A 20,697-nucleotide genomic window follows, 5' to 3' on the forward strand; every position below is an offset into this window, starting at 1 on the left:
ACCCACCCGCTTCCCCGCGGCCCCGCCTTCCCCGCCCACTTGCGCCCGGATTCAAAGCGGCTATAATGCGCGGCTCACCGGGCGTGACCCGGTCTCACTGTGTCCCGGAGATTCCATGCCCAGCGTCAAAGTCCGCGAGAACGAACCTTTCGAGTTTGCGCTCCGCCGCTTCAAGCGCACCTGCGAAAAGGCCGGCGTGCTGGCCGAGACCCGCAAGCGCGAGTTCTACGAAAAGCCGACCCAGGAACGCAAGCGCAAGGCCGCTGCTGCCGTGAAGCGCCAGCTGCGTCGTTCCTCGCGCGACGTCACCAAGCGTCAGCGCCTGTACTGATCGGACGCAACTCCTGAACGGAGGCTTCGGCCTTCCGTAACTGGAGTGAAAGCCGGCACGCGCGAGCGTAGCCGGCTTTTTGCGTTCCCGCGCCATTGCGCACCCCCGCATTCCGATCCCGCAAGAGGTGATCCATGAGCCTGAAACAGCAACTGACCGACGACATGAAGGCCGCCATGAAGGGCGGCGACAAGCACTCCCTCGGCGTGATCCGCCTGATCAACGCGGCGATCAAACAGAGGGAAGTGGACGAGCGCATCGAGCTGGACGACGCCGCCGTGATCGCGGTGCTGGACAAGATGGTCAAGCAGCGCAAGGACTCGGTGACCCAGTACGAAGCCGCCAACCGCGAGGACCTGGCCAAGGTCGAGCGCGACGAGATCGTGGTGATCGAGCGTTACCTGCCGGCCAAGATGGGCGAGGCCGAGATCCTGGCCGCGATCAACACCGCCATCGCGCAGACCGGCGCCGCCAGTGCGGCCGACATGGGCAAGCTGATGGGCGTGCTCAAGCCGTTGCTGGCCGGCCAGGCCGACATGGGCCTGGTATCGAAGCTGGTCAAGCAGGCCCTGGTGGGCTGATTCCGTCGCATCCCGCGGGCCGGCGGGGCACCGTCCATCACGGCGCCTACCGGGACGGCCATGCGATCCTGCGCGCCATGTCGCCCCTGTCACCGGACATGAAACACCGCTTGGAACGGTTGCAGCAGAGCCTGCCGGCCGCCCTGGCCCGCCGTTTCACCGAAGCGGACGTGATGACCCAGGCGGCCTCGCTGGCGTTCTACACCCTGCTCTCGCTGGCACCGCTGCTGGTGCTGCTGCTGTGGCTGACCGCCTCGCTCTACCCGCCCGCGCAGCAGGCGCTGATCGGCCAGATTGGCGACCTGGCCGGCAGCAGCGTCGCAGAGGTGGCCGACACGGTGATCGCCAATGCCGCCGCGCGACCCGACCTGGGCTCGCTGGCCGGCGTCTGGAGCCTGTTGCTGCTGTTCGTCGGCGCCACCGTGGTGTTCGCCCAGCTGCAGGGCGCGCTGAACCGGATCTTCCACACCGACCTGCAGCGTTTCGACGGCGTGCCCGGCTGGCTGAAGAAGCGCATCTTCTCGGCCGGCGTGGTGCTGGCCCTGGGCTTCCTGCTGATCGTGTCGATGGTCGCCACCACCGCGCTGCAGGTGGTGTTCGCACACCTGCCCTCACTGCTGCCCGCGGTGGGCTACCTGTCCACGCTGGTGCTCTACGCGCTGGGCTTCGCCTTCCTCTACCACTACCTGCCCGACCGGCCGGTAGCCTGGCCCCAGGCCTTCGGCGGCGGCGCGATCACCGCGGTGCTGTTCACCCTGGGGCGCTACGGCATCGGCCTGTACATCGCCAATGCCGCGCCCGGCAGCGCCTACGGCTCGATGGGCACGCTGGTGATCATGCTGGTGTGGGTGTACTACGCCAGCGTGGTGTTCTTCGCCGGCGCCCTGGTCACCGCGGTCATCGACGAGCGCGCGCATCCGTAGGATGCGCACTTCAGTGCGCGAGGGGGCTCTACCGGGAAGGCCACATCGCGCACTGAAGTGCGCTCCTACATGCCATGCCACTGCATGGCATCCTATGCGTCTGCCATGGCCCGAATCCCCGACGCGTTCATCGACGACCTGCTCGCCCGCTCCGACATTGTCGAAGTGGTCGGCTCGCGCGTGCCGCTCAAGCGCCAGGGCAAGGAATACGCGGCGCGCTGCCCGTTCCACGACGAGCGTTCGGCTTCGTTCACCGTCTCACCGACCAAGCAGTTCTATCACTGCTTCGGCTGCGGCGCGCACGGCACGGCGATCAGCTTCCTGATGAACTACGACCGCCTCGAGTTCCTCGACGCGGTGGAGGAACTGGCCAAGCGCGCCGGCATGGAAGTGCCGCGCGAGACCAACCCCCGCAGCCCGCAGCAACAAGACGACAGCCGTGACCAGTATTCGGCGCTCGATGCCGCCACCCGCTTCTTCCAGAAGCAGCTGGAAGGCAGCGACAAGGCACTGGCCTATCTCGACGGCCGCGGCGTCGACGCCGACACCCGCTCCCGCTTTTCCATCGGCTACGCGCCGGACGGCTATAGCGCGCTGAAGGACGCACTGGGCAAGGACGAACGGCGCATGAAGCTGCTCGAGCGCGTCGGCCTGTTCTCCAGGAACGACCGCGGCCACGTCTACGACAAGTTCCGCGACCGGGTGATGTTCCCGATCTTCGACCGCCGCGGCCGCGTCATCGCCTTCGGCGGCCGGGTCATGCAGAAGGACGACGGCCCCAAATACCTCAACTCGCCCGAGACCGCGCTGTTCCACAAGGGCCGTGAACTGTATGGCCTGTGGCAGGTGCGTCAGGCCAACCAGAAGATCGAGCGGCTGATCGTGGTCGAGGGCTACATGGACGTGGTCAGCCTGTTCCAGTTCGGCGTCACCCAGGCGGTGGCGACGCTGGGCACCGCGACCACGCCCGACCACGCCGAGCTGCTGTTCCGCAATGCGCCGGACGTGTATTTCTGCTTCGACGGCGACAACGCCGGGCGCAAGGCGGGCTGGCGTGCGCTGGAATCGGTGCTGCCGCGGATGAAGGACGGGCGCCAGGCGTTCTTCCTGTTCCTGCCCGACGGCGAGGACCCTGACACCATCGTCCGCAAGGAAGGCGCCGAGGCCTTCGACACGCGCCTGAGGCAGGCCACGCCGCTGTCGCAGTTCTTTTTCGACGAGCTCACCCGCGAGATCAACCTGGGCACGCTCGACGGCAAGGCGCGCCTGGCCGAACGCGCGAAGCCGATGCTGGCGCAGATTCCCGATGGCGCCTTCGGCGATCTGATGAAACAGGAACTGCAGCGCCTGACCGGCGTGGGCCGCGCGCCCGGCGGCAACGCGCCGGCCGCCGCGCCCATGCGCCGCGCGCCGGTCGCGCCGGTGCAGAAGCGGAGCCTGGTGCGCGCAGCCATCGCCCTCCTGCTGCAGCAGCCTTCGCTGGCGTTGAGCCTGGAGGGGCACCACGCCATCACCGGCCTGCGCCTGCCCGGCATCGAGCTGCTGCTGGAACTGCTGGAACTGGTGCAGCAGCGCCCGGACATCAGCACCGGCGCGCTGCTGCAGCATTTCGATGGCCGCGAAGAACAAGCCGCGCTGCACCGCCTGGCGGCCATGGCCCTGCCCGGCGACGAGGCCAGCTGGTCCCAGGAACTGCACGACGCCATCGTCCAGCTGGAAAAGCAGCTGCTGCAGCAGCGCCTGGACGAATTGCAGGCCAAGCAGCGCCAGCAGGGCCTGGACGAGACCGACAAATACGAACTGCGCGAGTTGCTGAAGACGCGCGCGACCATGCGCTGATGCGCGGACGGAGAAGAGCGATGAACCTGCATCTGCCGAAACTGCTGTTCCTGCTGCTGGCCTGCGCCGGCACCGCCAATGCCGCCGAGCACGCGTTGAAGCAGCCGCGCCCGGGCCTGTTCACCGGCGGCCAGCCCAGCGCACAGCAGCTGCGCGATGCGGCGCAGTCCGGCGTCACCACCGTGATCGATCTGCGCATGCCGCAGGAAGATCGCGGCTACGACGAAGCGGCCGCCGCCGAGAAGCTGGGCCTGCGCTACGTGCGTCTGCCCATCGACGGCGCCGGCGGCATCAGCGAGGCCAACGCGCGCGCGCTCGACCACCTGCTCCGGCAGGACACCGGCACCACCTTGCTGCATTGCGCCTCGGGCAACCGCGCCGGCGCGCTGCTGGCCCTGGCGCAGGCGCGGGTACATGGCGCGCCCGTCGATGCCGCCCTGCAGTTCGGCCGCGATGCCGGCCTGACCTCGCTGGAACCGGCCGTGCGCGCGGCGCTGGAGACCCCCGCGAAGCCCTGAACCCGGCTTCATGCCCACAAGGACACCCCCACCGATGACCCGCTGGTGGTCGCGCCTGCGACCGGACAACTTCACCCTCGCCCTGCTCGCCACCGTGGCCCTGGCCACCGTGCTGCCGATGACCGGCAATGCCGCGCACGGACTGGATCGCTTCACCGATTTGGCCATCGCCGCGCTGTTCTTCCTGCACGGCGCGCGCCTGCCGCGCGAATCCATCGTCGCCGGCATGCTGCACTGGCGCCTGCACCTGGTCATCCTGGCCTGCACTTTCGTGCTGTTCCCGCTGCTGGGACTGGCGTTCAAGCCGCTCGACGGGCGGGTGCTGACACCGGACCTTTACATCGGCGTGCTGTTCCTGTGCGCGCTGCCGTCCACCGTGCAGTCGTCCATCGCCTTCACCTCGATGGCCGGCGGCAACATCCCGGCGGCGGTCTGCGCGGCCTCGCTGTCGAGCAGCCTCGGTGTATTCCTGACCCCGCTGTTGATGGGCCTTCTGGCCGGCAGCCAGGGCGGCATGGCCGACCCGCTGCACGCGGTCGGCGCGATCATGCTGCAGCTGCTGGTGCCCTTCGTCGCCGGCCATCTGCTGCGGCCGTGGATCGCACGCTGGGTGGAGCGGCAGCGCGCGCTGCTGCGCTACACCGACCAGGGCACGGTGCTGCTGGTGGTTTATGGCGCCTTCGGTGAATCGGTGGTGGAAGGCCTGTGGCACAAGACCCCGATCGGTTCGCTGCTCGCCGCCGTGGGGGTGGCCGTGGCGCTGCTGGCCATCGCCATGCCCGGCATCACCTGGCTGGCGAGGCGGCTGGGATTCAGCCGCCAGGACGAGATCCCCATCGTGTTCTGCGGTTCCAAGAAGAGCCTGGCCACCGGCGTGCCGATCGCCAAGGTGCTGTTCGCCGGCGGCAGCCTCGGCGCGATCGTGCTGCCGATCATGATCTACCACCAGATCCAGCTGATCGTCTGCGCCGTGGTGGCGCAGCGTTATGCGCGGACGGCAGAACGGTAGGAGCGCCCCCTGGTGCGCTCGTGCGCGTGCGTCAAAGCCCGGGCAGCAACCAGTGGTCCACCAGCAGGAAGGCGAACAGCGCCATCAGGTAGACCACCGAGTAGCCGAACATCTGCATGTTGAACATCTCGTCCGGCGGGTCCTGCATCTTCCACGCGTACCACAGGAACACGAGGTTCAGCACGGTGGCGCCGCCGAGGTAGAACACGCCGCTCATGCCCAGCGCCACCGGCAGCAGGGTCACCACCACCAGCACCACCGAGTAGAACAGGATCTGCCGGCGCGTATGCGGCACGCCATGGGTGACCGGCAGCATCGGCACCGCCGCCTTGGCGTAGTCGGCGCGGCGGAAGATCGCCAGCGCCCAGAAGTGCGGCGGCGTCCATACGAAGATGATCAGCACCAGCAGTGAGGCATAGGCCCAGTCCGACGCGCCCTGCATGCCGGTGACCGCGGCCCAGCCCAGCAGCGGCGGCGTGGCGCCGGCGAGGCCGCCGATGACGATGTTCTGCGAGGTCGCATGCTTGAGGTACACGGTGTAGACCACCGCGTAGCCGATCAGCGAGGCGAAGGTCAGCACCGCGGTGATCACGTTCACCCACAGCACCAGGATGGTCATCGACAGCGCGGCGAGCGCGGCAGCGAACACCAGCACCTGGCGCGAGGACACCTTGCCGACCACCAGCGGGCGCCACGAGGTGCGTGCCATGTTCGCGTCGATGCGCGCATCCAGCAGTTGGTTGATAGCTGCGGCGGCCGCCGCCGCCAGCCAGATGCCGATGAAGCCCAGCGCGCCGGTCGTCGCCTGCGCGGCGGTCGGCCAGCCGGGAATCGCCAGGAACATGCCCACCAGCGCGGTGAACACGATCAGAGCCACCACCTTGGGCTTGGTCAGATCCCAGTAATCGCGCACGGTCGTCGTCATCGGCTCACTCCGGGGCACGCAGCCGCGCCAGCAGCGAGACCAGCACGAACAACAGGAATACGGCACCGCCGTTGTGCATCACCGCCACCGCCAGCGGCAGCGCGAGCTTGACGTTGAGCACGCCCAGGGCGACCTGGAGCAGCACCAGCACGCCCAGCGCGCTGGCCCAGCCACGCATGCCCGGCAGGCGGAACATGCGCGCCGACAGCACCAGCAGGTACAGCGCCACCACTACCGCCACCATCCGGTGCGCCATCTGGATGGCGATGCGCGAGGCGCCGTCGAGCACGCCGCCTTCGTAGTCCACGCCGATGCCGCGCCACAGGGTGAAGCCCTCGGTGTAGTTCTGCGGCGGCCACCACTGGCTCACGCAGCGCGGGAAATTGTCCAGCGAGGCGCTGCCGCCGCCGCAGGCGAGCGCGGCGTAGTTGGCGCTGACCCAGCCGCCCAGCGCGATCTGCAGCACCAGCAGCGCCAGCCCGGCGCGCAGCCACCAGCGCAGGCGCGGCGCCTGCGCCAGGGTGATCGGCAGGTGCGTGGCCTTCCATGCCATCCACACCAGCAGGCCGAACATCAGCATGCCACCGAGCAGATGCCCCATCACCACGATGGGCTTGAGCAGCCAGGTTACCGTCCACATGCCAAGCAGCGCCTGGAAGATCACCACCGCCAGGGTCAGCACCGCCGCGCGCGACAGGTCGATGTTGGACCAGCGCAGCGCCGCCAGCAGCAGGATCGCCTCGCCGCCGATGGCCAGCACGCTGGAGGCGACATGTTCGCCGCGCATGTACAGGGGGATGGCCAGCGCCACCAGCACCGAGGCGGTGACCACCTGCGCGACGCCCCAGCGGTGACGGCGGGCGGCCAGCAGCGCCAGGGTCAGGATCTCCACGCCCAGCAGCCCGGCCAGGAAACGGTGCACCTGCTCGCGCCAGGCCTTGTGGCTTTCCAGCGGGCGGATCTCGCTGGCCACATGCTGCGCGGCTTCCACCTGCGTCTGCGGCCAGGTGATGCGGCCGTAGCAGGTCGGCCAGTCCGGGCAGCTCAACCCTGCATCGGACAGGCGCACGAACGAGCCGAACATGATCGTGCTCGCGGTCATGATCAGCGCGAACCACGCCAGGCGATGGAAATTGCGGTACAGCGCCGGACGCGCGGGGGCATTCATCGAACGGGACTCACTTCAGTTTCAACAGCCTGGAAAGATCGGTGCGCAGGCCACCGGGGTCGAAGCCCGGCGCGTAACGCAGTACCACGAAGCCGTTGGGATCGATCACGTACACCGGGATGCCGGCGGGGTCGTCCACCCCCGGCAGCTTCGCCCGGAACGCAGGCGAAGCCTGCAGCACCTTCAGCGCCGGCGAGGCGGCCACCTGCTCCGGCGGCTGGCCCAGCCACAGTACCTCGACATTATCCGCGTTATGGCCGAACAGCTGCCACACCGTGTCCAGCTGCTGCGACAAAGTGACGCAGGCCGGCGCGCAGTCCGCCGCCGGTGCCAGCACGATGCGCCAGTGGCGGGCGGCCGGATTCCATTCGTATGGACTGCCGTCGGCCAGGCGCAGCTGCTCCTGGCGCAGGTCCAGCGGCGGTTCGAACAACTGCCCGTGGTTGCGGTTCACCTGCGGCATCCAGCCGGAAAAGCGCAGGATGCCCGCCAGCGCCATCGACCCGAAGAACATCGCGAAGATGAGCAGCAGCACGCGGCGGCCGCGCTTGCGGATGACGAGTTGTTCCGGAGTCAGGGCATTCATGTGCGGCATTTTCCCATGGCTTGGCGTTCAGCGCCCACGGCGGCGGCGCCGGTGCAGCACAACGGCGATCACCAGCACCGCCAGCGCCATGGCGAACCATTGCACCGCATAGCCGAGATGGCGCGAAGGCGGCAGCGTATTGGGCAGCAGGTCCAGGTCGCGGGTGTAGCCCAGCGGCGAAGCCGGATCCAGCCGCAGCACATGGCCAGCCAACCCTGCGGCCGGAAGCCGCAGCTGCGCGGCGATGGCGGGGAAGTCCAGGCGCGTGGCCAGCCACACCTGCGGCTGCGGGGTATCGGCCAGCGCCGGCCCCAGCGCGATGCCGGACGATGGCGCCGGCGCCCACAGGCCCTGCACCTCGATCCGGCCCTGCAGGGGCGTGATGCGCGGCAACCGGCGGTCGGCCGGCAATGGCAACCAGCCCAGATCGACCAGCACCGCGCCGCCATCCGCGCGCGCGACCTGGTAGACCTTCAGCCCGGCGCGGCCTTCGCGCAGCTGGTTGTCCAGCAGCACCGTGGCGGGCAGGAACTCCAGCTGGTCATGCACCCAGTGCAGCGCTTCCGGCGCGCGCATCGCCTGCGTCAGCGCCATCGCGCCACTGCGGTCCGGCGGCGCCTGCGCCAGCAGCGCCTGTTTATCGTGCATGCGCTGCAGCTGCCATACGCCCAGCGCGCTGAACGCGGCGGCGACTACCAGCGCCAGCAACCAACCGAAGATGCCCGTGTGCTGTCGCGTCATGACAAGCGCGCCGCGAGCAGGTGATATAGCACCGCCTTCCCACACTCAGAGCCGTGCATGAATGATTCGCTGAAGACACTGCTGGTGATCGCGTTCCTGATCGTCATCGTCTGGAATCTTGGCGCCGGGCTGTACTACCTGATGATCGATCGTGGCCAGACCAAGCGCACGGTCAATGCGCTGACCCGGCGCATCGTGCTGTCGGTAGTGCTGATCCTGCTGGTCGTCCTGGGCATCTACAGCGGTTGGATCAAGCCGCATGGTGTCGGCGGCTGAAGCCAGGGGTGTCCCTGAAGCGGGCAGACCCGCGAAGCGGGCGAGCCCATCAAGTGAAGGGGAGCGGAGAACCGGGGTAGATCCCCGATGCTCCGCTCCCTGTTTTCTTCCCGCCGCTTACAGCACGTAGACGAACAGGAACAGCATCAGCCACACCACGTCGACGAAGTGCCAGTACCACGCCGCGGCCTCGAAGCCGAAGTGGTTGTCACGGGTGAAATGGCCCTTGGCCGAGCGCAGCCACATGACGATCAGCATGATCGTACCCAGCGCCACGTGCGCGCCGTGGAAGCCGGTGAGCATGAAGAAGGTGGAACCGTAGATGCCCGAGCCCAGGGTCAGGTTGAGCTCGCCGTAGGCATGCATGTATTCCTCGGCCTGGAAGAACAGGAACACGCAGCCCAGCAGCACGGTGGCGCCCAGCCAGATCAGCAGCTGGCGGCGGTTACCGGCCTTGAGCGCGTGGTGGGCGATGGTCAGGGTCGCGCCGGAGGTCAGCAGGATCAGGGTGTTGACCAGCGGCAGGCCCCAGGCCGGGATGGTCTGGAACATGCCGCCGACGCTGCCCGGGCCGTTGCTCGGCCAAGCGGCCGAATAACCGTCCCACAGGATCTCGTTGGTCGCCACGCCATGGCCCTCGCCGCCCAGCCAGGGCAGGCCGTAAACGCGGGTGTAGAACAGCGCGCCGAAGAAGGCGCCGAAGAACATCACTTCCGAGAAGATGAACCAGACCATCCCCATGCGGAACGAGCCGTCGACCTGGCGGTTGTAGTTGCCGCCGACCGATTCGCGGATCACGTCGCCGAACCACAGGAACAGGGTGAACACCAGCATCGCCAGGCCGAGGAAGAAGGTCCAGCGGCCCCAGCTGGCGTCGTTGAGCCAACTGGCCACTCCGACCATCAGCACCAGCATGGAAATCGAGCCGACGAAAGGCCAGCGACTCTGGCTCGGCACGAAGTAGACGTTGGCATCAGGCGTGTTGTGGGCCATGGCTTGCTTCCGGATCCGTGGTCAGGGGGCCGCGTGCGACGAGCCAGCGGCCGAAGCCGGTGCCAGCTGCGCCGTCAGCGCGTCGTTCTTGTAGAAGGTATAGGACAGGGTGATCGTGCGGACGTCTGCGGGCAGGTCCGGATCGACGATGAAACGCACCGGCATCTCGCGCTGCTCGCCGGCCTGCAGGGTCTGCGCAGTGAAACAGAAACATTCGGTCTTGTTGAAATAGCCGGAGGCGCGCGCCGGCGCCACCGAAGGCACCGCGCTGCCGACCAGCGCGTGCTCGCTTTCGTTGCGGGCGAAGTACAGCGCCTCGTTCAACTCGCCCGGCACCACGTCCATCGTCAGCTTTTCCGGATGGAAGGCCCACGGCAGCTTGGAGTTGACGCCGCCGTCGAACTCGACCCGCACCACGCGCCTGTCGGTCGTCGCCCCGGTGGCAGCCACTTGGCTGGCGCCGCGCTCAAGACGGACGCCGAACACCTTCTCGCAGGCGATGCGGTACAGCGGCACCAGCGAGAAGGTCAGCACGAACACGCCCAGCGCCACGCCGAGCAGCCGGACGATACCGGCGCTGCGTTCGGGCCGGGGCGCGGGCGTGGTCAATGCGCCAGCACTCCGGACAGGATGAAGCCGGCGTAGATCGCCACCGCGATCACGCCCACCACCAGCGCCGTGCGCCGCGAACGGCGGCGGCGCAGGGCCAGTTCATCGGCTTGCCAATCGGGACGGCTCATCGACACGCGCCTCAGTGGGTGACGTCGTCATGGGCCAGATCGCCCGGCTGGATCACCGGCGGCACGGTGAAGGTATGCGCCGGTGCCGGCGACGGCACGGTCCACTCCAGGCCCTTGGCACTTTCCCACGCGCGCGCTTCGGCGCGCTTGCCGCTGCGCAGCGACGACAGTAGGATGCCGGCCATCAGGAACGGGGTGACGAACATGCCGAACGCACCGATCGAGCTGACCAGGTTCCAGTCGGCGAACACCGGGTTGTAGTCCGGGATGCGGCGCGGCATGCCGGCCAGGCCGAGGAAGTGCTGCGGGAAGAACAGCAGGTTGACGAACACCATCGTCCACCAGAAATGCACCTTGCCCCAGAACTCGTTGTACATGCGACCGGTCCACTTCGGCCACCAGTAGTAGACCGCGGCGATCAGGGCCAGCACCGCGCCGGTGACCAGCACATAGTGGAAGTGCGCGACCACGAAATAGGTGTCGTGGTACTGGAAGTCAGCCGGCACGATGGCCAGCATCAGGCCGGAGAAGCCGCCGATGCTGAACAGCACCACGAAGGCGATGGAGAACAGCATCGGGGTTTCGAAGGTCAGCGAGCCCTTCCACATCGTGCTGACCCAGTTGAACACCTTCACGCCGGTCGGGATCGAGATCAGCATGGTGGCGAACATGAAGTAGATCTCGCCGCCCAGCGGCATGCCCACCGTGAACATGTGGTGCGCCCACACGATGAACGACAGGAACGCGATGGCCGCAGTGGCGTACACCATCGCCTGGTAACCGAACAGCGGCTTGCGGCTGAAGGTCGGGATGATCTCGCTGATCACGCCGAACGCCGGCAGGATCATGATGTAGACCTCGGGGTGCCCGAAGAACCAGAAGATGTGCTGGTACATCACCGGGTCACCGCCGCCGGCGGCGTTGAAGAAGCTGGTGCCGAAGAACTTGTCGGTCAGCAGCATGGTCACCGCGCCTGCCAGCACCGGCATGACCGCGATCAGCAGGAACGCGGTGATCAGCCAGGTCCAGCAGAAGATCGGCATCTTCAGCAGGTCGATGCCCGGCGCGCGCATGTTGAGCACGGTGGCGATGATGTTGATCGCGCCCATGATCGAACTGATGCCGGCCACGTGGATGGCGAACACGCTGAAGGCGACGTTGTAGCCGCCCTGCAGCGACAGCGGCGGATACATGGTCCAGCCGCCGGCGGGCGCGCCGCCGGGCAGGAACAGGGTCAGCAGCAGCAGGGTGAAGGCCACCGGCAGCAACCAGAACGACCAGTTGTTCATGCGCGGCAGCGCCATGTCCGGCGCGCCGATCTGCAGCGGGATCATCCAGTTGGCGAGGCCCACGAAGGCCGGCATCACGCCGCCGAAGATCATCACCAGCGCATGCACGGTGGTCATCTGGTTGAAGAATTCCGGCTTCATGTGCTGAAGCCCGGGCTCCATCAGCTCCCAGCGGATCAGCACCGACATGAAGGCGCCGACGATGAACATCAGGAAGCTGAAAAGCAGGTACAGCGTACCGATGTCCTTGTGGTTGGTGGAGAAGAACCAACGCTCGAAGAAGCTTTGCCGGTGACCGTGATGGTCGGAGTGGCCCACTGCGGAGTTCGCCATTGCAGCTATACCTCGTTATCCAGTTTCCAGGCATCGCGCCGGCCAGTGCCGGCGCGCAGCGGTATCAGGCGCCGGCCGCCGCGGGCGCCGGTTCCGCGGCGGGCGCGGCCTCCGGCTGCGGGGCGTCGGTGGCGGGTTCAGCGGCAGGCGCCGGTCCGGCCGCCGGTGCCGGGACGGGCTTGCGCGAGGCCAGCCACGTCTTGAACTCGTCCTTGGACACGGCCTTGACCACGATCGGCATGAAGCCATGGTCCTTGCCGCACAGTTCGGCGCACTGACCGCGGTACACGCCTTCCTGCTCGATGTTGGTCCAGCGCTCGTTGATGAAGCCCGGCACGGCGTCCTGCTTCCAGCCCAGCGCCGGCACCCACCAGGCGTGGACCACGTCGTCGGCGGTGATGACGAAGCGGATCTTGGTGTCCACCGGCAGCACCAGCGGGTTGTCCACGTCCAGCAGGTAGTGCGGGTCGGTTGCCATCGTCGGCACGGCGCCGCTCTGCCGCACCTGGTCGGACTTGCGGTCCAGGCGGCTGGTGAACTCGACGTTCTCGCCCAGGTACTCGTACTTCCACATCCACTGATAACCGGTGATCTTCACCGTCATCTCGGAATCGCGGGTGTCGTACATGGCGATCAGCTTGGCCGTGGCCGGCCACGCCATCACCACCAGGATGATGATCGGGATGACGGTCCAGATGATCTCGGCCTTGGTGTTGTGCGAGAACTGCGCCGCCACCGCGCCCTTGGACTTGCGGAACTTGAGGATCGCATAGCCCATCGCGCCGAATACGATCACGCCGATGACCGTACACACCCACAGCGCCACCATGTGCGCGTCCCACGCCATGCGCGCGGTATGGGTGACGCCCTTGCCCATGTTGAGCTGCCAGGGTTTCGGATCACCCGCCTGGGCCCATGCCATCGGTGCCGCCAGCGCCAGCGCCGCCAGCCCGAGACCTTGCCTGCACCACATTCCCCATCTGTTGCTTTGCTTCATTGCCTAGACCCTTGACGTCATCGGTTGCGGCCTTCATTTGCCGCGAGCAAGCCTTCCAGCGTCGCCGCCAGTTCCCTGCGTTCGGCGGGTGCGAGGAGACTCCCCACTTCGACCCACTTCCCGCTGGAGACCAGCGCGACCCGTTCGTCCTCGACCACCAGGCGCACCCAGTAAGGGTGGGCCCGGAAGACCGGCGGACATCCGGCCGCGGGAATCACTTCCACGCAGTCCGGTCCAACCCGGATCTCTTCCCGGCGTTCGCCGCTGCGCCATGACGCGCGCAGGGCGGCTCCCACCAGGAAGCAATGCAATAACGCGAAGGCCGGGGCGAAAACGTTTCCAGACAGCCAGCCCAAGCCTGCCGAGAACGCCATCAACCCTGCCAACGCGGCGAACAAAAGGACGAACTGCCGGGCGCTGAGCGCCCGTGGTGGATGCAGCACCAGCTGCGCACGTGAGCCGCCTTCAACCAGCCGAAGCATCTCGATCATGTCGCAACCGCGTCCGTACCGCGGAAAACGGCTTCGATGGTAGCCCCGCCCAATCACCCCGGCAAGCTCTCATTCATCATTGTCGTGATTGTTGCACCGCACACAGGATTCGTGACCGACCAAATCGACATCGGCGGATAATTTGCCGGATTCAGCACAAATTGAATGCACCTGGTATTTTTGGGCGGATCGCCCGTGTACCAATGGTTCCACGACCATCAGGTGGTTGCCGGAAAGGCTGGGAAATCCGTCGCCAAGGATTAAAATGGCCGAATCCCAACGTGTCCCGATGTGGTCATGCCCATGAATGCAACACCGTCCACCCACACCGCCGCGGCCCAGCCGCTGCTCTCGCCCGAACTGCCACCGGCACCGGCCGCACTGCGCCAGGCCATCACCGATGCCTGGCTGAAGGACGAGGCCAGCCACGTCCGCGAACTGCTCGAACAGGCCCGCCTGCCCGCCACCGAACAGGCCCAGGTCCAGGCCACCGCCGCCGACCTGGTGCGCCGGGTGCGCGCCCGCGCCAAGAACCAGGGCGCGATCGAGGCCTTCATGCGCCAGTACGACCTGGGCAGCGAGGAAGGCGTGCTGCTGATGTGCGTGGCCGAAGCGCTGCTGCGCATCCCCGACCAGGAAACCGCCGACAAGCTGATCCGCGACAAGCTCGGCGAAGCGGACTGGAAGAAGCACATGGGCCAGTCCGACTCGGTGCTGGTCAATGCCTCCACCTGGGGCCTGATGCTGACCGGCCACTTGGTCGACCTGGCCGACGCCACCAAGCGCGACGTGCATGGTGCGTTCAAAAGGCTGATCGGCCGGGTCGGCGAGCCGGTGATCCGCCTGGCCGTGCGCCAGGCCATGAAGATCATGGGCCACCAGTTCGTCATGGGCCGCACCATCGACGAAGCGCTGTCGCGCTCGCACAAGGGCGACAACAGCAACTACCGCTACTCCTTCGACATGCTCGGCGAAGGCGCGCTGACGATGAAGGATGCGCTGCGCTACCTGGAAGACTACAAGCGCGCCATCCACGCCATCGGCAGCGACAACATCGCCCGTGGCGGCAAGTCCGATGGCGACGTGACGAAATCGCACGGCATCTCGATCAAGCTCTCCGCGCTCTACCCGCGCTACGAGCATGCCAAGCGCGAGCGCGTGCTCAAGGACCTGGTCCCCGGCGTGCTGGAGCTGGCCCAGCTGGCCAAGTCCTACGGCATCGGCTGCACCGTCGACGCCGAGGAAACCGACCGCCTGGAGCTGTCGCTGGACATCATCGAGCGCGTGGTCAGTGATCCCTCGCTCAAGGGCTGGGAAGGCTTCGGCATCGTGGTGCAGGCCTACCAGAAGCGCACCCCGTACACGATCGACTACCTCGCCGACCTGGCCCGCCGCATCGGCCATCGCTTGCAGGTGCGCCTGGTCAAGGGTGCGTACTGGGATGCGGAGATCAAGCGCGCGCAGATCGACGGCCTGCCCGGCTACCCGGTGTTCACCCGCAAGCAGAATACCGACGTGTCCTACCTCGCCTGCGCCAGGCGTCTGTTCGGCCACCGCGACATGCTGTACCCGATGTTCGCCACGCACAACGCGGCGACGATTGCGGCGATCAGGCAGATCGCGCAGGGCCGCACCTACGAGCACCAGAAGCTGCACGGCATGGGCGACGACCTGTATGCCGAAGTGATTCCGGCCGACCGCCTGGATGTGCCGTGCCGCGTGTACGCGCCGGTCGGTTCGCACGAGGACCTGTTGCCCTACCTTGTGCGCCGCCTGCTCGAGAACGGCGCGAATTCCAGCTTCGTCAACCGCATCACCGACGAAGACGTGTCCATCGACGATCTGATCCGCGACCCGGTGGAAGCCGTGTCCTCGTTCGCATCCATTCCTCACCCCAAGATCCCGCTGCCGGTCGATCTGCTGCGCAGCCAGAACCACGACAGGAACAACTCCATGGGCATCAACCTCGCCAACGACAACGCACTGCGGGCCCTCGCCGAGCAGCTCAACGCCGCGATCAAGCCCTGGCAGGCCGCCCCGCTGGTGCCCGGCGCCAACGCCACCGGCCCATCGCAGGCGGTGACCAATCCGGCCGATACCCGCGAAGTGGTCGGTCACTGGCAGGCCGCCGACAGCGCCACCGTGCAGCAGGCGCTGGCCAATGCAGCCGCCGCGCAGCCGGCCTGGAACCGCACCCCGGCCGCCAGCCGCGCCGCCATCCTTGAGCACGCCGCCGACCAGCTGGAAGCCCGCATCGCCGAGTTCATGGCGCTGTGCGTGAAGGAAGCCGGCAAGAGCCTGCCGGACAGCATCGCCGAGGTGCGCGAAGCGGTGGACTTCCTGCGCTACTACGCCAAGCAGGCGCGCGAGCAGTTCGGCAACGCCGAGAAGCTGCCGAGCCCGACCGGCGAGAGCAACGAACTGCAGCTGCATGGCCGCGGCGTGTTCGTCTGCATCAGCCCGTGGAACTTCCCGCTGGCGATCTTCCTGGGCCAGGTCAGCGCCGCGCTGGCCGCCGGCAACAGCGTCATCGCCAAGCCGGCCGAGCAGACCAACCTGGTCGGCTATTACGCAGTGAAGCTGCTGCACGACGCCGGCGTGCCGGCCGAGGTACTGCAGTTCCTGCCCGGCGACGGCGCCACCGTCGGTGCCGCGCTCACTGCCGACCCGCGCGTGGCCGGCGTGGCCTTCACCGGCTCCACCGAGACCGCCCGCGCCATCAACCGCGCCATGGCTGCGCGCGATGCCGCCATCGGCGTGCTGATCGCCGAGACCGGCGGCCAGAACGCCTTCATCGCCGACTCCTCGGCACTGCCGGAACAGCTGGTCAAGGACGCGATCGGCTCGGCCTTCACCTCCGCCGGCCAGCGCTGCTCGGCCGCGCGCGTGCTGTTCGTGCAGGACGACATCGCCGACAAGGTGATGGGCATGCTGTCCGGCGCGATGGCCGAACTGAAGGTCGGCAACCCGGGCGAACTCTCCACCGACGTCGGCCCGGTCATCGACACCGATGCGCTGCGCATCCTCGAAGACCACGCCGCACGCATGGACAAGGAAGCACGCCTGATCGCCGCCGCACCGCTGTCCGATGCCGCCGCGCACGGCACCTTCTTCGCGCCGCGCGCCTATGAGCTGAAGGACCTGGGCCAGCTGCACAGAGAGATCTTCGGACCGGTGCTGCACCTGATCCGCTGGAAGGCCGACCAGCTGGACGCGGTGATCGACCAGATCAACGCCACCGGCTACGGCCTCACCTTGGGCGTGCATTCGCGCATCGACGAGACCGTCGACCGCATCGCCTCGCGCGTCAATGTCGGCAACGTCTACGTCAACCGCAACCAGATCGGCGCGGTGGTCGGCGTGCAGCCGTTCGGCGGCCAGGGCCTGTCCGGCACCGGCCCCAAGGCCGGTGGTCCGCATTACCTGCTGCGTTTCGCCACCGAGAAGACCGTGACGGTGAACACCACCGCGGCCGGCGGCAATGCATCGCTGCTTACCCTCGGCGACTGATTCCGGACGCCCCATTGCGACAAGCGAAAAACCCCGCGAAAGCGGGGTTTTTCATGGCGCATATCCGTGTGCGCCGCCCTTTCGGCGGCTTCGCCGTGAGGACGGCCGTTCCGCGGGCGACGCGGTGCGACCCGCGGAACCGGCAGGGTCAGGAAAGTACGGGATTCAGAAGCCCGCTGCCGCGCTCAAACCACTCGTCGGCACGCGCGCCAGCTCCGCCTGCACGCGTGCGATGCGTGCTTCCAGCGGACCTTCCAACAACACGTATTCCACGCCACGCTCGCGCAGTTGCTGCTGGTACCACGCGTGCTGCCGCTCCCGGAACCCGGTGCCAACGCGGGTGCCGTCCTGCTCGAACGGAATATCCGGCGCGCACAGGAACAGCAGATCGTAGGGACGCGCCGCCGCTTGTCGCAGCACCTCCCGGGCGCTGCCATCGAACATCCAGCCGCTGTAGCCCAGGGTCACCAGCGGCGTGGTGTCGCAGAACAGCCAACGATGGGCGCGCAGGACGGTGGCGCTTTCATGCTGCAGTTGCGTAGTGGCGATCCGCGCCAGGTCCTGTGGCTGCAATATGCCACCCTGCCTCTCCCACAGCGTGCGGCCGTATTCCGGCACCCATGCCGTCTCCAGACGCTCCGCCATTGTCCGTGCCAGCGTGGTCTTGCCGGTGGATTCTCCGCCGATGAAGGCCACACGCCGCACATGGTCGGCATATACGCCAGGGCCAAGACTGTCGCGATGCACATGCGGATCGCCACGCAGCTGCGTGCCGCTGGCCTGGCCCTGGTCGAGTGCACGGTCCAACCGCTGGTGCACCACGCGCGCGCCAAAAAATCCGGCCAGCGTCTGGGCGAAACCGTCGCCATAGTCCTCGCCGGTGAACACCGCCTGCACCGGTCCGCCGAACAGCGCGAGGCACAGCCACGCAGTGAATTCGCGCTGCAAGTGGACACTGGCGTCGTCCGGCGGCAGTGCACGTACCGGCACGCCGTGGCGCGTGCACAGCACCGCCAGCCTCGCGTCGTCGAGCACCGTCGCCTGGACCTGCGGGAAGCGCGCACGCAACCAGCGCTCGCGGTGCGCCGCGCTGTAACCGGCGAAGCCGGGCTGCGACCAGCCGATCACCAGGAGTTGCCCGCAACGCGCGGCGGCGAATTCGATCAGGCGTTCATGCCCGCGATGCAGCGGGCAGAACTTGCCGACCACCAGCCCACGTGGAATCCGCTCAGGCGACCGCATCGGCCGCCCGCGCTCCGGCCTCGTCGCGCATCAGATGCCGCCAATGGCGCAGCGCCACCAGGGCGTTGATCCAGAAGCCGACATAGAGGATCGAGGTCAGGTGCAGCCCACGGCTGTAGTACAGCGGCACCGCGATGCTGTTCACCAGCAGCCACAGCCACCACGATTCCAGCTTGCGCCGCATCATCAGCAGCTGCGCGATCATGCTCAGCACCAGCACCGCCGAATCGACATAGGGCGCATAGGCATTGGTCAGCCGCGTCAGCATCCAGCCGTAGCCGGAGGTGGCAAGCACCGCCAGCGGCACCAGCCATATCCAGGATCGCGGAGGCAGGCGGCTGATCGGCAGCGGTGTGCCATGGTCGCCCCGCAGCCACTGCCACCAGCCCAGCACGCTGACAGCGATGAAGAAGAACTGCAGGACCATGTCCGCGTACAGGTGCGATTGCTCGAACACCAGCGCGAACAGCGCGCAGCCGACGATACCCAGCCACCAGGTGTGCACGTTGTTGCGGCCGGCAAGCAGGATCGAGCCGGCGACGGCGATATTGGCGGCCAGCTCGAGCTGGAAGGCGGGATCGGACAGGTTCATGCCCTATTGTCGCCCGCGGCGCAGCACAGGGCCACGCAGATGAAGCCGGGTGTGCGCCCGGCATCAACGCAGAAGGCCCCGCTTGCGCGGGGCCTTCCAGGTTACGGCATCAAGTACAGGCCAGGATCAGAACTTGTAGTTGATCGAAGCGGCCAGGATGTCGCCAGCCACCTTGTACTTGCCCTGCAGCACATTGCCGGTGGCCGTGGTGGCATTGATCGCCGGCTCGTTGGTGAACAGGTGGGTGTAGCCGAAGTTGAACTCGGTGTTCTCCTTCGGGGTCCAGCCCAGGCCGAACGACAGCCACTTGCGGGTCACGTCCGGAACGCGCACGTCGCGGTGCGCGTAGCTGGTCGGGGATTCGTCATAGGCCACACCGCCACGCAGGGTGATGGTGTCGGACAGCTTGTACTCGGTACCCAGCGAGCCGAAGGTGGTGTCCTTGTACTTGAACGCCAGCACGCTGTCCGCCTGGTTGGAAGCGAAGTCCACGGTCACCGTATCGAACGCCGGTGCCCATGCGGTGCGCGACACGTCGCCCATCACCATCCAGCGGTCGTTGATCTTGTGGGTCACGCTCAGGGTGGCCGAAGCCGGCAGGGTCACGGTGGCCTTGCCACTGGTGTCGACGAACTGGCCCAGAGCCTTCAGGTGCAGCAGGGCTTCGACATTGCCCGGCACGTCGAAGCGGGCCTTGCCACCAGTGATCTTGTGCTCGACCTTGGAGCGATAGCTCAGCGCGATGTTGGTGTTTTCGGTCGGGCTGAAGGTGCCGCCGATCACATAGCCGACGGCGTTGTTGTTGCCCTCGATGGTGGAAGAGCCATCCGCGCTGCCCGGGACGATGCCCAGCCCGGCGCTCGCGCCCTTGCTGGCGCTGAAAGCCACGGCGCCGAAGTCCACAGCCTGGCCCAGTTCGATGGTCAGGTGCTCGACGAACACGCTGGCGCCGAACGACACGTACGGGTTGACGTCATACGAGAACGCCGCGCCCAGGTCGACGGCCTTCAGGTCGGTCTTGGTGCCGTGGTAGCGGCCCACCCAGTTGCGGTCGTAGTCGGTCTTGAAGCCGAACGGCGCGGTCAGCGACAGGCCGAAGTGCATGTTGTCGTTCTCGCCGAACGGCACGTGGAAGTATGCGGCCGGAACCGGGGCGATCATGCCGGCGTCGCCGCCGTTGCCGCCGGAAATCGGCGAGCCCTTGCCTGCGCCGGTCGGGCCGGCATTGCGGGCGCTGTAGATGTCTTCCATCTTGGCCGAGAAGCTGATCGCGCTCAGGTCGGCCTGGAACTGGCGACCGTTGAGCAGGCGCATCGAGGCCGGGTTGGTAGCGACCACGGAAGCGTCGTCCCAGGCGGAAGTGGAACCAGCAAAGGCACGGCCCAGGCCCTTGGCGCTGTTTTCCTTGAGCTGGAACGCGGCAGCGTCAGCGTGGCTGAAAGCCAGGGCACCAGCGATGCCGACGGCCAGGGCGGTGACGCGTGCGAGGGTGGAAGCGGTATGCATGTTGGATGCTCTCTCCGTAGGACGGTGGTGATTCGTTGGTGCGCCTGCACCCCAGTACCGCCAAGCGGCCCTGCGGTGCGCCGGATTCCCCTCCCGACATACGACGC

Annotated in this window: 21 protein-coding genes; 8 read left to right on the forward strand and 13 right to left on the reverse strand. The window is 67.2% G+C overall.

What is annotated here, in order from left to right; genetic code table 11:
• The first annotated feature begins 115 nt into the window (after positions 1-115).
• The 6 genes from rpsU to AC1DGW_RS10800 all read left to right on the forward strand — a co-directional run bounded on the left by rpsU (position 116) and on the right by AC1DGW_RS10800 (position 5,201).
• Positions 116-331, forward strand: coding sequence for a 30S ribosomal protein S21 (gene rpsU / locus AC1DGW_RS10775; protein ID WP_002808376.1), 216 nt, complete (start codon positions 116-118; stop codon positions 329-331).
• Positions 332-465: 134 nt separating this feature from the next.
• Positions 466-912, forward strand: coding sequence for a GatB/YqeY domain-containing protein (locus AC1DGW_RS10780; RefSeq protein ID WP_478022644.1), 447 nt, complete (start codon positions 466-468; stop codon positions 910-912).
• Positions 913-989: 77 nt separating this feature from the next.
• Entirely contained in the window at positions 990-1,835 is an 846-nt protein-coding gene (locus tag AC1DGW_RS10785; protein WP_478022646.1) for a YihY/virulence factor BrkB family protein, read from the forward strand.
• Positions 1,836-1,940: 105 nt separating this feature from the next.
• Positions 1,941-3,674, forward strand: coding sequence for a DNA primase (gene dnaG / locus AC1DGW_RS10790; protein ID WP_478022649.1), 1,734 nt, complete (start codon positions 1,941-1,943; stop codon positions 3,672-3,674).
• Positions 3,675-3,694: 20 nt separating this feature from the next.
• Positions 3,695-4,192, forward strand: a complete 498-nt coding sequence (locus AC1DGW_RS10795; protein ID WP_478022651.1) for a protein tyrosine phosphatase family protein — start codon at positions 3,695-3,697, stop codon at positions 4,190-4,192.
• Positions 4,193-4,226: 34 nt separating this feature from the next.
• Positions 4,227-5,201 carry a bile acid:sodium symporter family protein gene (locus AC1DGW_RS10800; protein ID WP_478022653.1) on the forward strand — a complete coding sequence of 325 codons (975 nt, stop codon included), beginning with the start codon at positions 4,227-4,229 and terminating at the stop codon, positions 5,199-5,201.
• 31 nt (positions 5,202-5,232) lie between these two features.
• Here the strand turns inward: AC1DGW_RS10800 and cyoE are convergent, their stop codons facing one another.
• Genes cyoE through AC1DGW_RS10820 form a run of 4 tightly spaced genes read right to left on the reverse strand, consistent with a single transcriptional unit; the run spans position 5,233 to position 8,621 of the window.
• Positions 5,233-6,126 (reverse strand): heme o synthase, encoded by an 894-nt coding sequence (gene cyoE / locus AC1DGW_RS10805; protein ID WP_478022655.1) that lies wholly within the window; start codon positions 6,124-6,126, stop codon positions 5,233-5,235.
• A 4-nt stretch (positions 6,127-6,130) separates the two neighbouring features.
• Complete coding sequence (locus AC1DGW_RS10810; RefSeq protein WP_478022657.1) at positions 6,131-7,294, reverse strand: COX15/CtaA family protein; 1,164 nt, start codon at positions 7,292-7,294, stop codon at positions 6,131-6,133.
• 10 nt (positions 7,295-7,304) lie between these two features.
• A complete protein-coding gene (locus tag AC1DGW_RS10815; RefSeq protein WP_478022660.1) occupies positions 7,305-7,880 on the reverse strand; it encodes a hypothetical protein in 576 nt (191 codons plus the stop codon).
• A gap of 27 nt (positions 7,881-7,907) precedes the next feature.
• Complete coding sequence (locus AC1DGW_RS10820; protein WP_478022662.1) at positions 7,908-8,621, reverse strand: SURF1 family protein; 714 nt, start codon at positions 8,619-8,621, stop codon at positions 7,908-7,910.
• A 57-nt stretch (positions 8,622-8,678) separates the two neighbouring features.
• On the opposite strand from AC1DGW_RS10820, the gene AC1DGW_RS10825 reads away from it, so the two are divergent.
• A complete protein-coding gene (locus tag AC1DGW_RS10825; RefSeq protein ID WP_153190704.1) occupies positions 8,679-8,897 on the forward strand; it encodes a twin transmembrane helix small protein in 219 nt (72 codons plus the stop codon).
• A 117-nt stretch (positions 8,898-9,014) separates the two neighbouring features.
• Here the strand turns inward: AC1DGW_RS10825 and AC1DGW_RS10830 are convergent, their stop codons facing one another.
• The 6 genes from AC1DGW_RS10830 to AC1DGW_RS10855 all read right to left on the reverse strand — a co-directional run bounded on the left by AC1DGW_RS10830 (position 9,015) and on the right by AC1DGW_RS10855 (position 13,740).
• A complete protein-coding gene (locus AC1DGW_RS10830; RefSeq protein ID WP_478022665.1) occupies positions 9,015-9,890 on the reverse strand; it encodes a cytochrome c oxidase subunit 3 in 876 nt (291 codons plus the stop codon).
• Between the two features lie 21 nt (positions 9,891-9,911).
• Positions 9,912-10,499, reverse strand: a complete 588-nt coding sequence (locus tag AC1DGW_RS10835; RefSeq protein ID WP_478022667.1) for a cytochrome c oxidase assembly protein — start codon at positions 10,497-10,499, stop codon at positions 9,912-9,914.
• On the reverse strand, positions 10,496-10,630 hold the full coding sequence (locus AC1DGW_RS10840) for a hypothetical protein (protein ID WP_478022669.1): 135 nt from the start codon (positions 10,628-10,630) through the stop codon (positions 10,496-10,498). Before AC1DGW_RS10840 ends, AC1DGW_RS10835 begins: the two co-directional genes overlap by 4 nt.
• A gap of 11 nt (positions 10,631-10,641) precedes the next feature.
• Positions 10,642-12,252: a cytochrome c oxidase subunit I gene (ctaD, locus tag AC1DGW_RS10845; protein ID WP_478022671.1), complete on the reverse strand. Its 1,611-nt coding sequence runs from the start codon at positions 12,250-12,252 to the stop codon at positions 10,642-10,644.
• A gap of 64 nt (positions 12,253-12,316) precedes the next feature.
• Positions 12,317-13,249, reverse strand: coding sequence for a cytochrome c oxidase subunit II (gene coxB, locus AC1DGW_RS10850; RefSeq protein ID WP_478022673.1), 933 nt, complete (start codon positions 13,247-13,249; stop codon positions 12,317-12,319).
• A 17-nt stretch (positions 13,250-13,266) separates the two neighbouring features.
• Positions 13,267-13,740 carry a DUF2244 domain-containing protein gene (locus AC1DGW_RS10855; RefSeq protein ID WP_478022676.1) on the reverse strand — a complete coding sequence of 158 codons (474 nt, stop codon included), beginning with the start codon at positions 13,738-13,740 and terminating at the stop codon, positions 13,267-13,269.
• A 303-nt stretch (positions 13,741-14,043) separates the two neighbouring features.
• On the opposite strand from AC1DGW_RS10855, the gene putA reads away from it, so the two are divergent.
• Entirely contained in the window at positions 14,044-17,250 is a 3,207-nt protein-coding gene (gene putA, locus AC1DGW_RS10860; protein WP_478022678.1) for a bifunctional proline dehydrogenase/L-glutamate gamma-semialdehyde dehydrogenase PutA, read from the forward strand.
• 165 nt (positions 17,251-17,415) lie between these two features.
• Here the strand turns inward: putA and AC1DGW_RS10865 are convergent, their stop codons facing one another.
• The 3 genes from AC1DGW_RS10865 to AC1DGW_RS10875 form a co-directional block, all read right to left on the reverse strand.
• Positions 17,416-18,492: an AAA family ATPase gene (locus AC1DGW_RS10865; protein WP_478022680.1), complete on the reverse strand. Its 1,077-nt coding sequence runs from the start codon at positions 18,490-18,492 to the stop codon at positions 17,416-17,418.
• Positions 18,479-19,084 (reverse strand): nicotinamide riboside transporter PnuC, encoded by a 606-nt coding sequence (pnuC, locus tag AC1DGW_RS10870; RefSeq protein ID WP_478022682.1) that lies wholly within the window; start codon positions 19,082-19,084, stop codon positions 18,479-18,481. The genes AC1DGW_RS10865 and pnuC overlap by 14 nt, the downstream gene beginning before the upstream one ends.
• A gap of 126 nt (positions 19,085-19,210) precedes the next feature.
• Positions 19,211-20,590, reverse strand: coding sequence for an outer membrane protein transport protein (locus AC1DGW_RS10875; protein WP_478022684.1), 1,380 nt, complete (start codon positions 20,588-20,590; stop codon positions 19,211-19,213).
• Positions 20,591-20,697 lie beyond the last annotated feature (107 nt).

The sequence above is a fragment of the Stenotrophomonas sp. 05N423 genome (assembly GCF_056397145.1).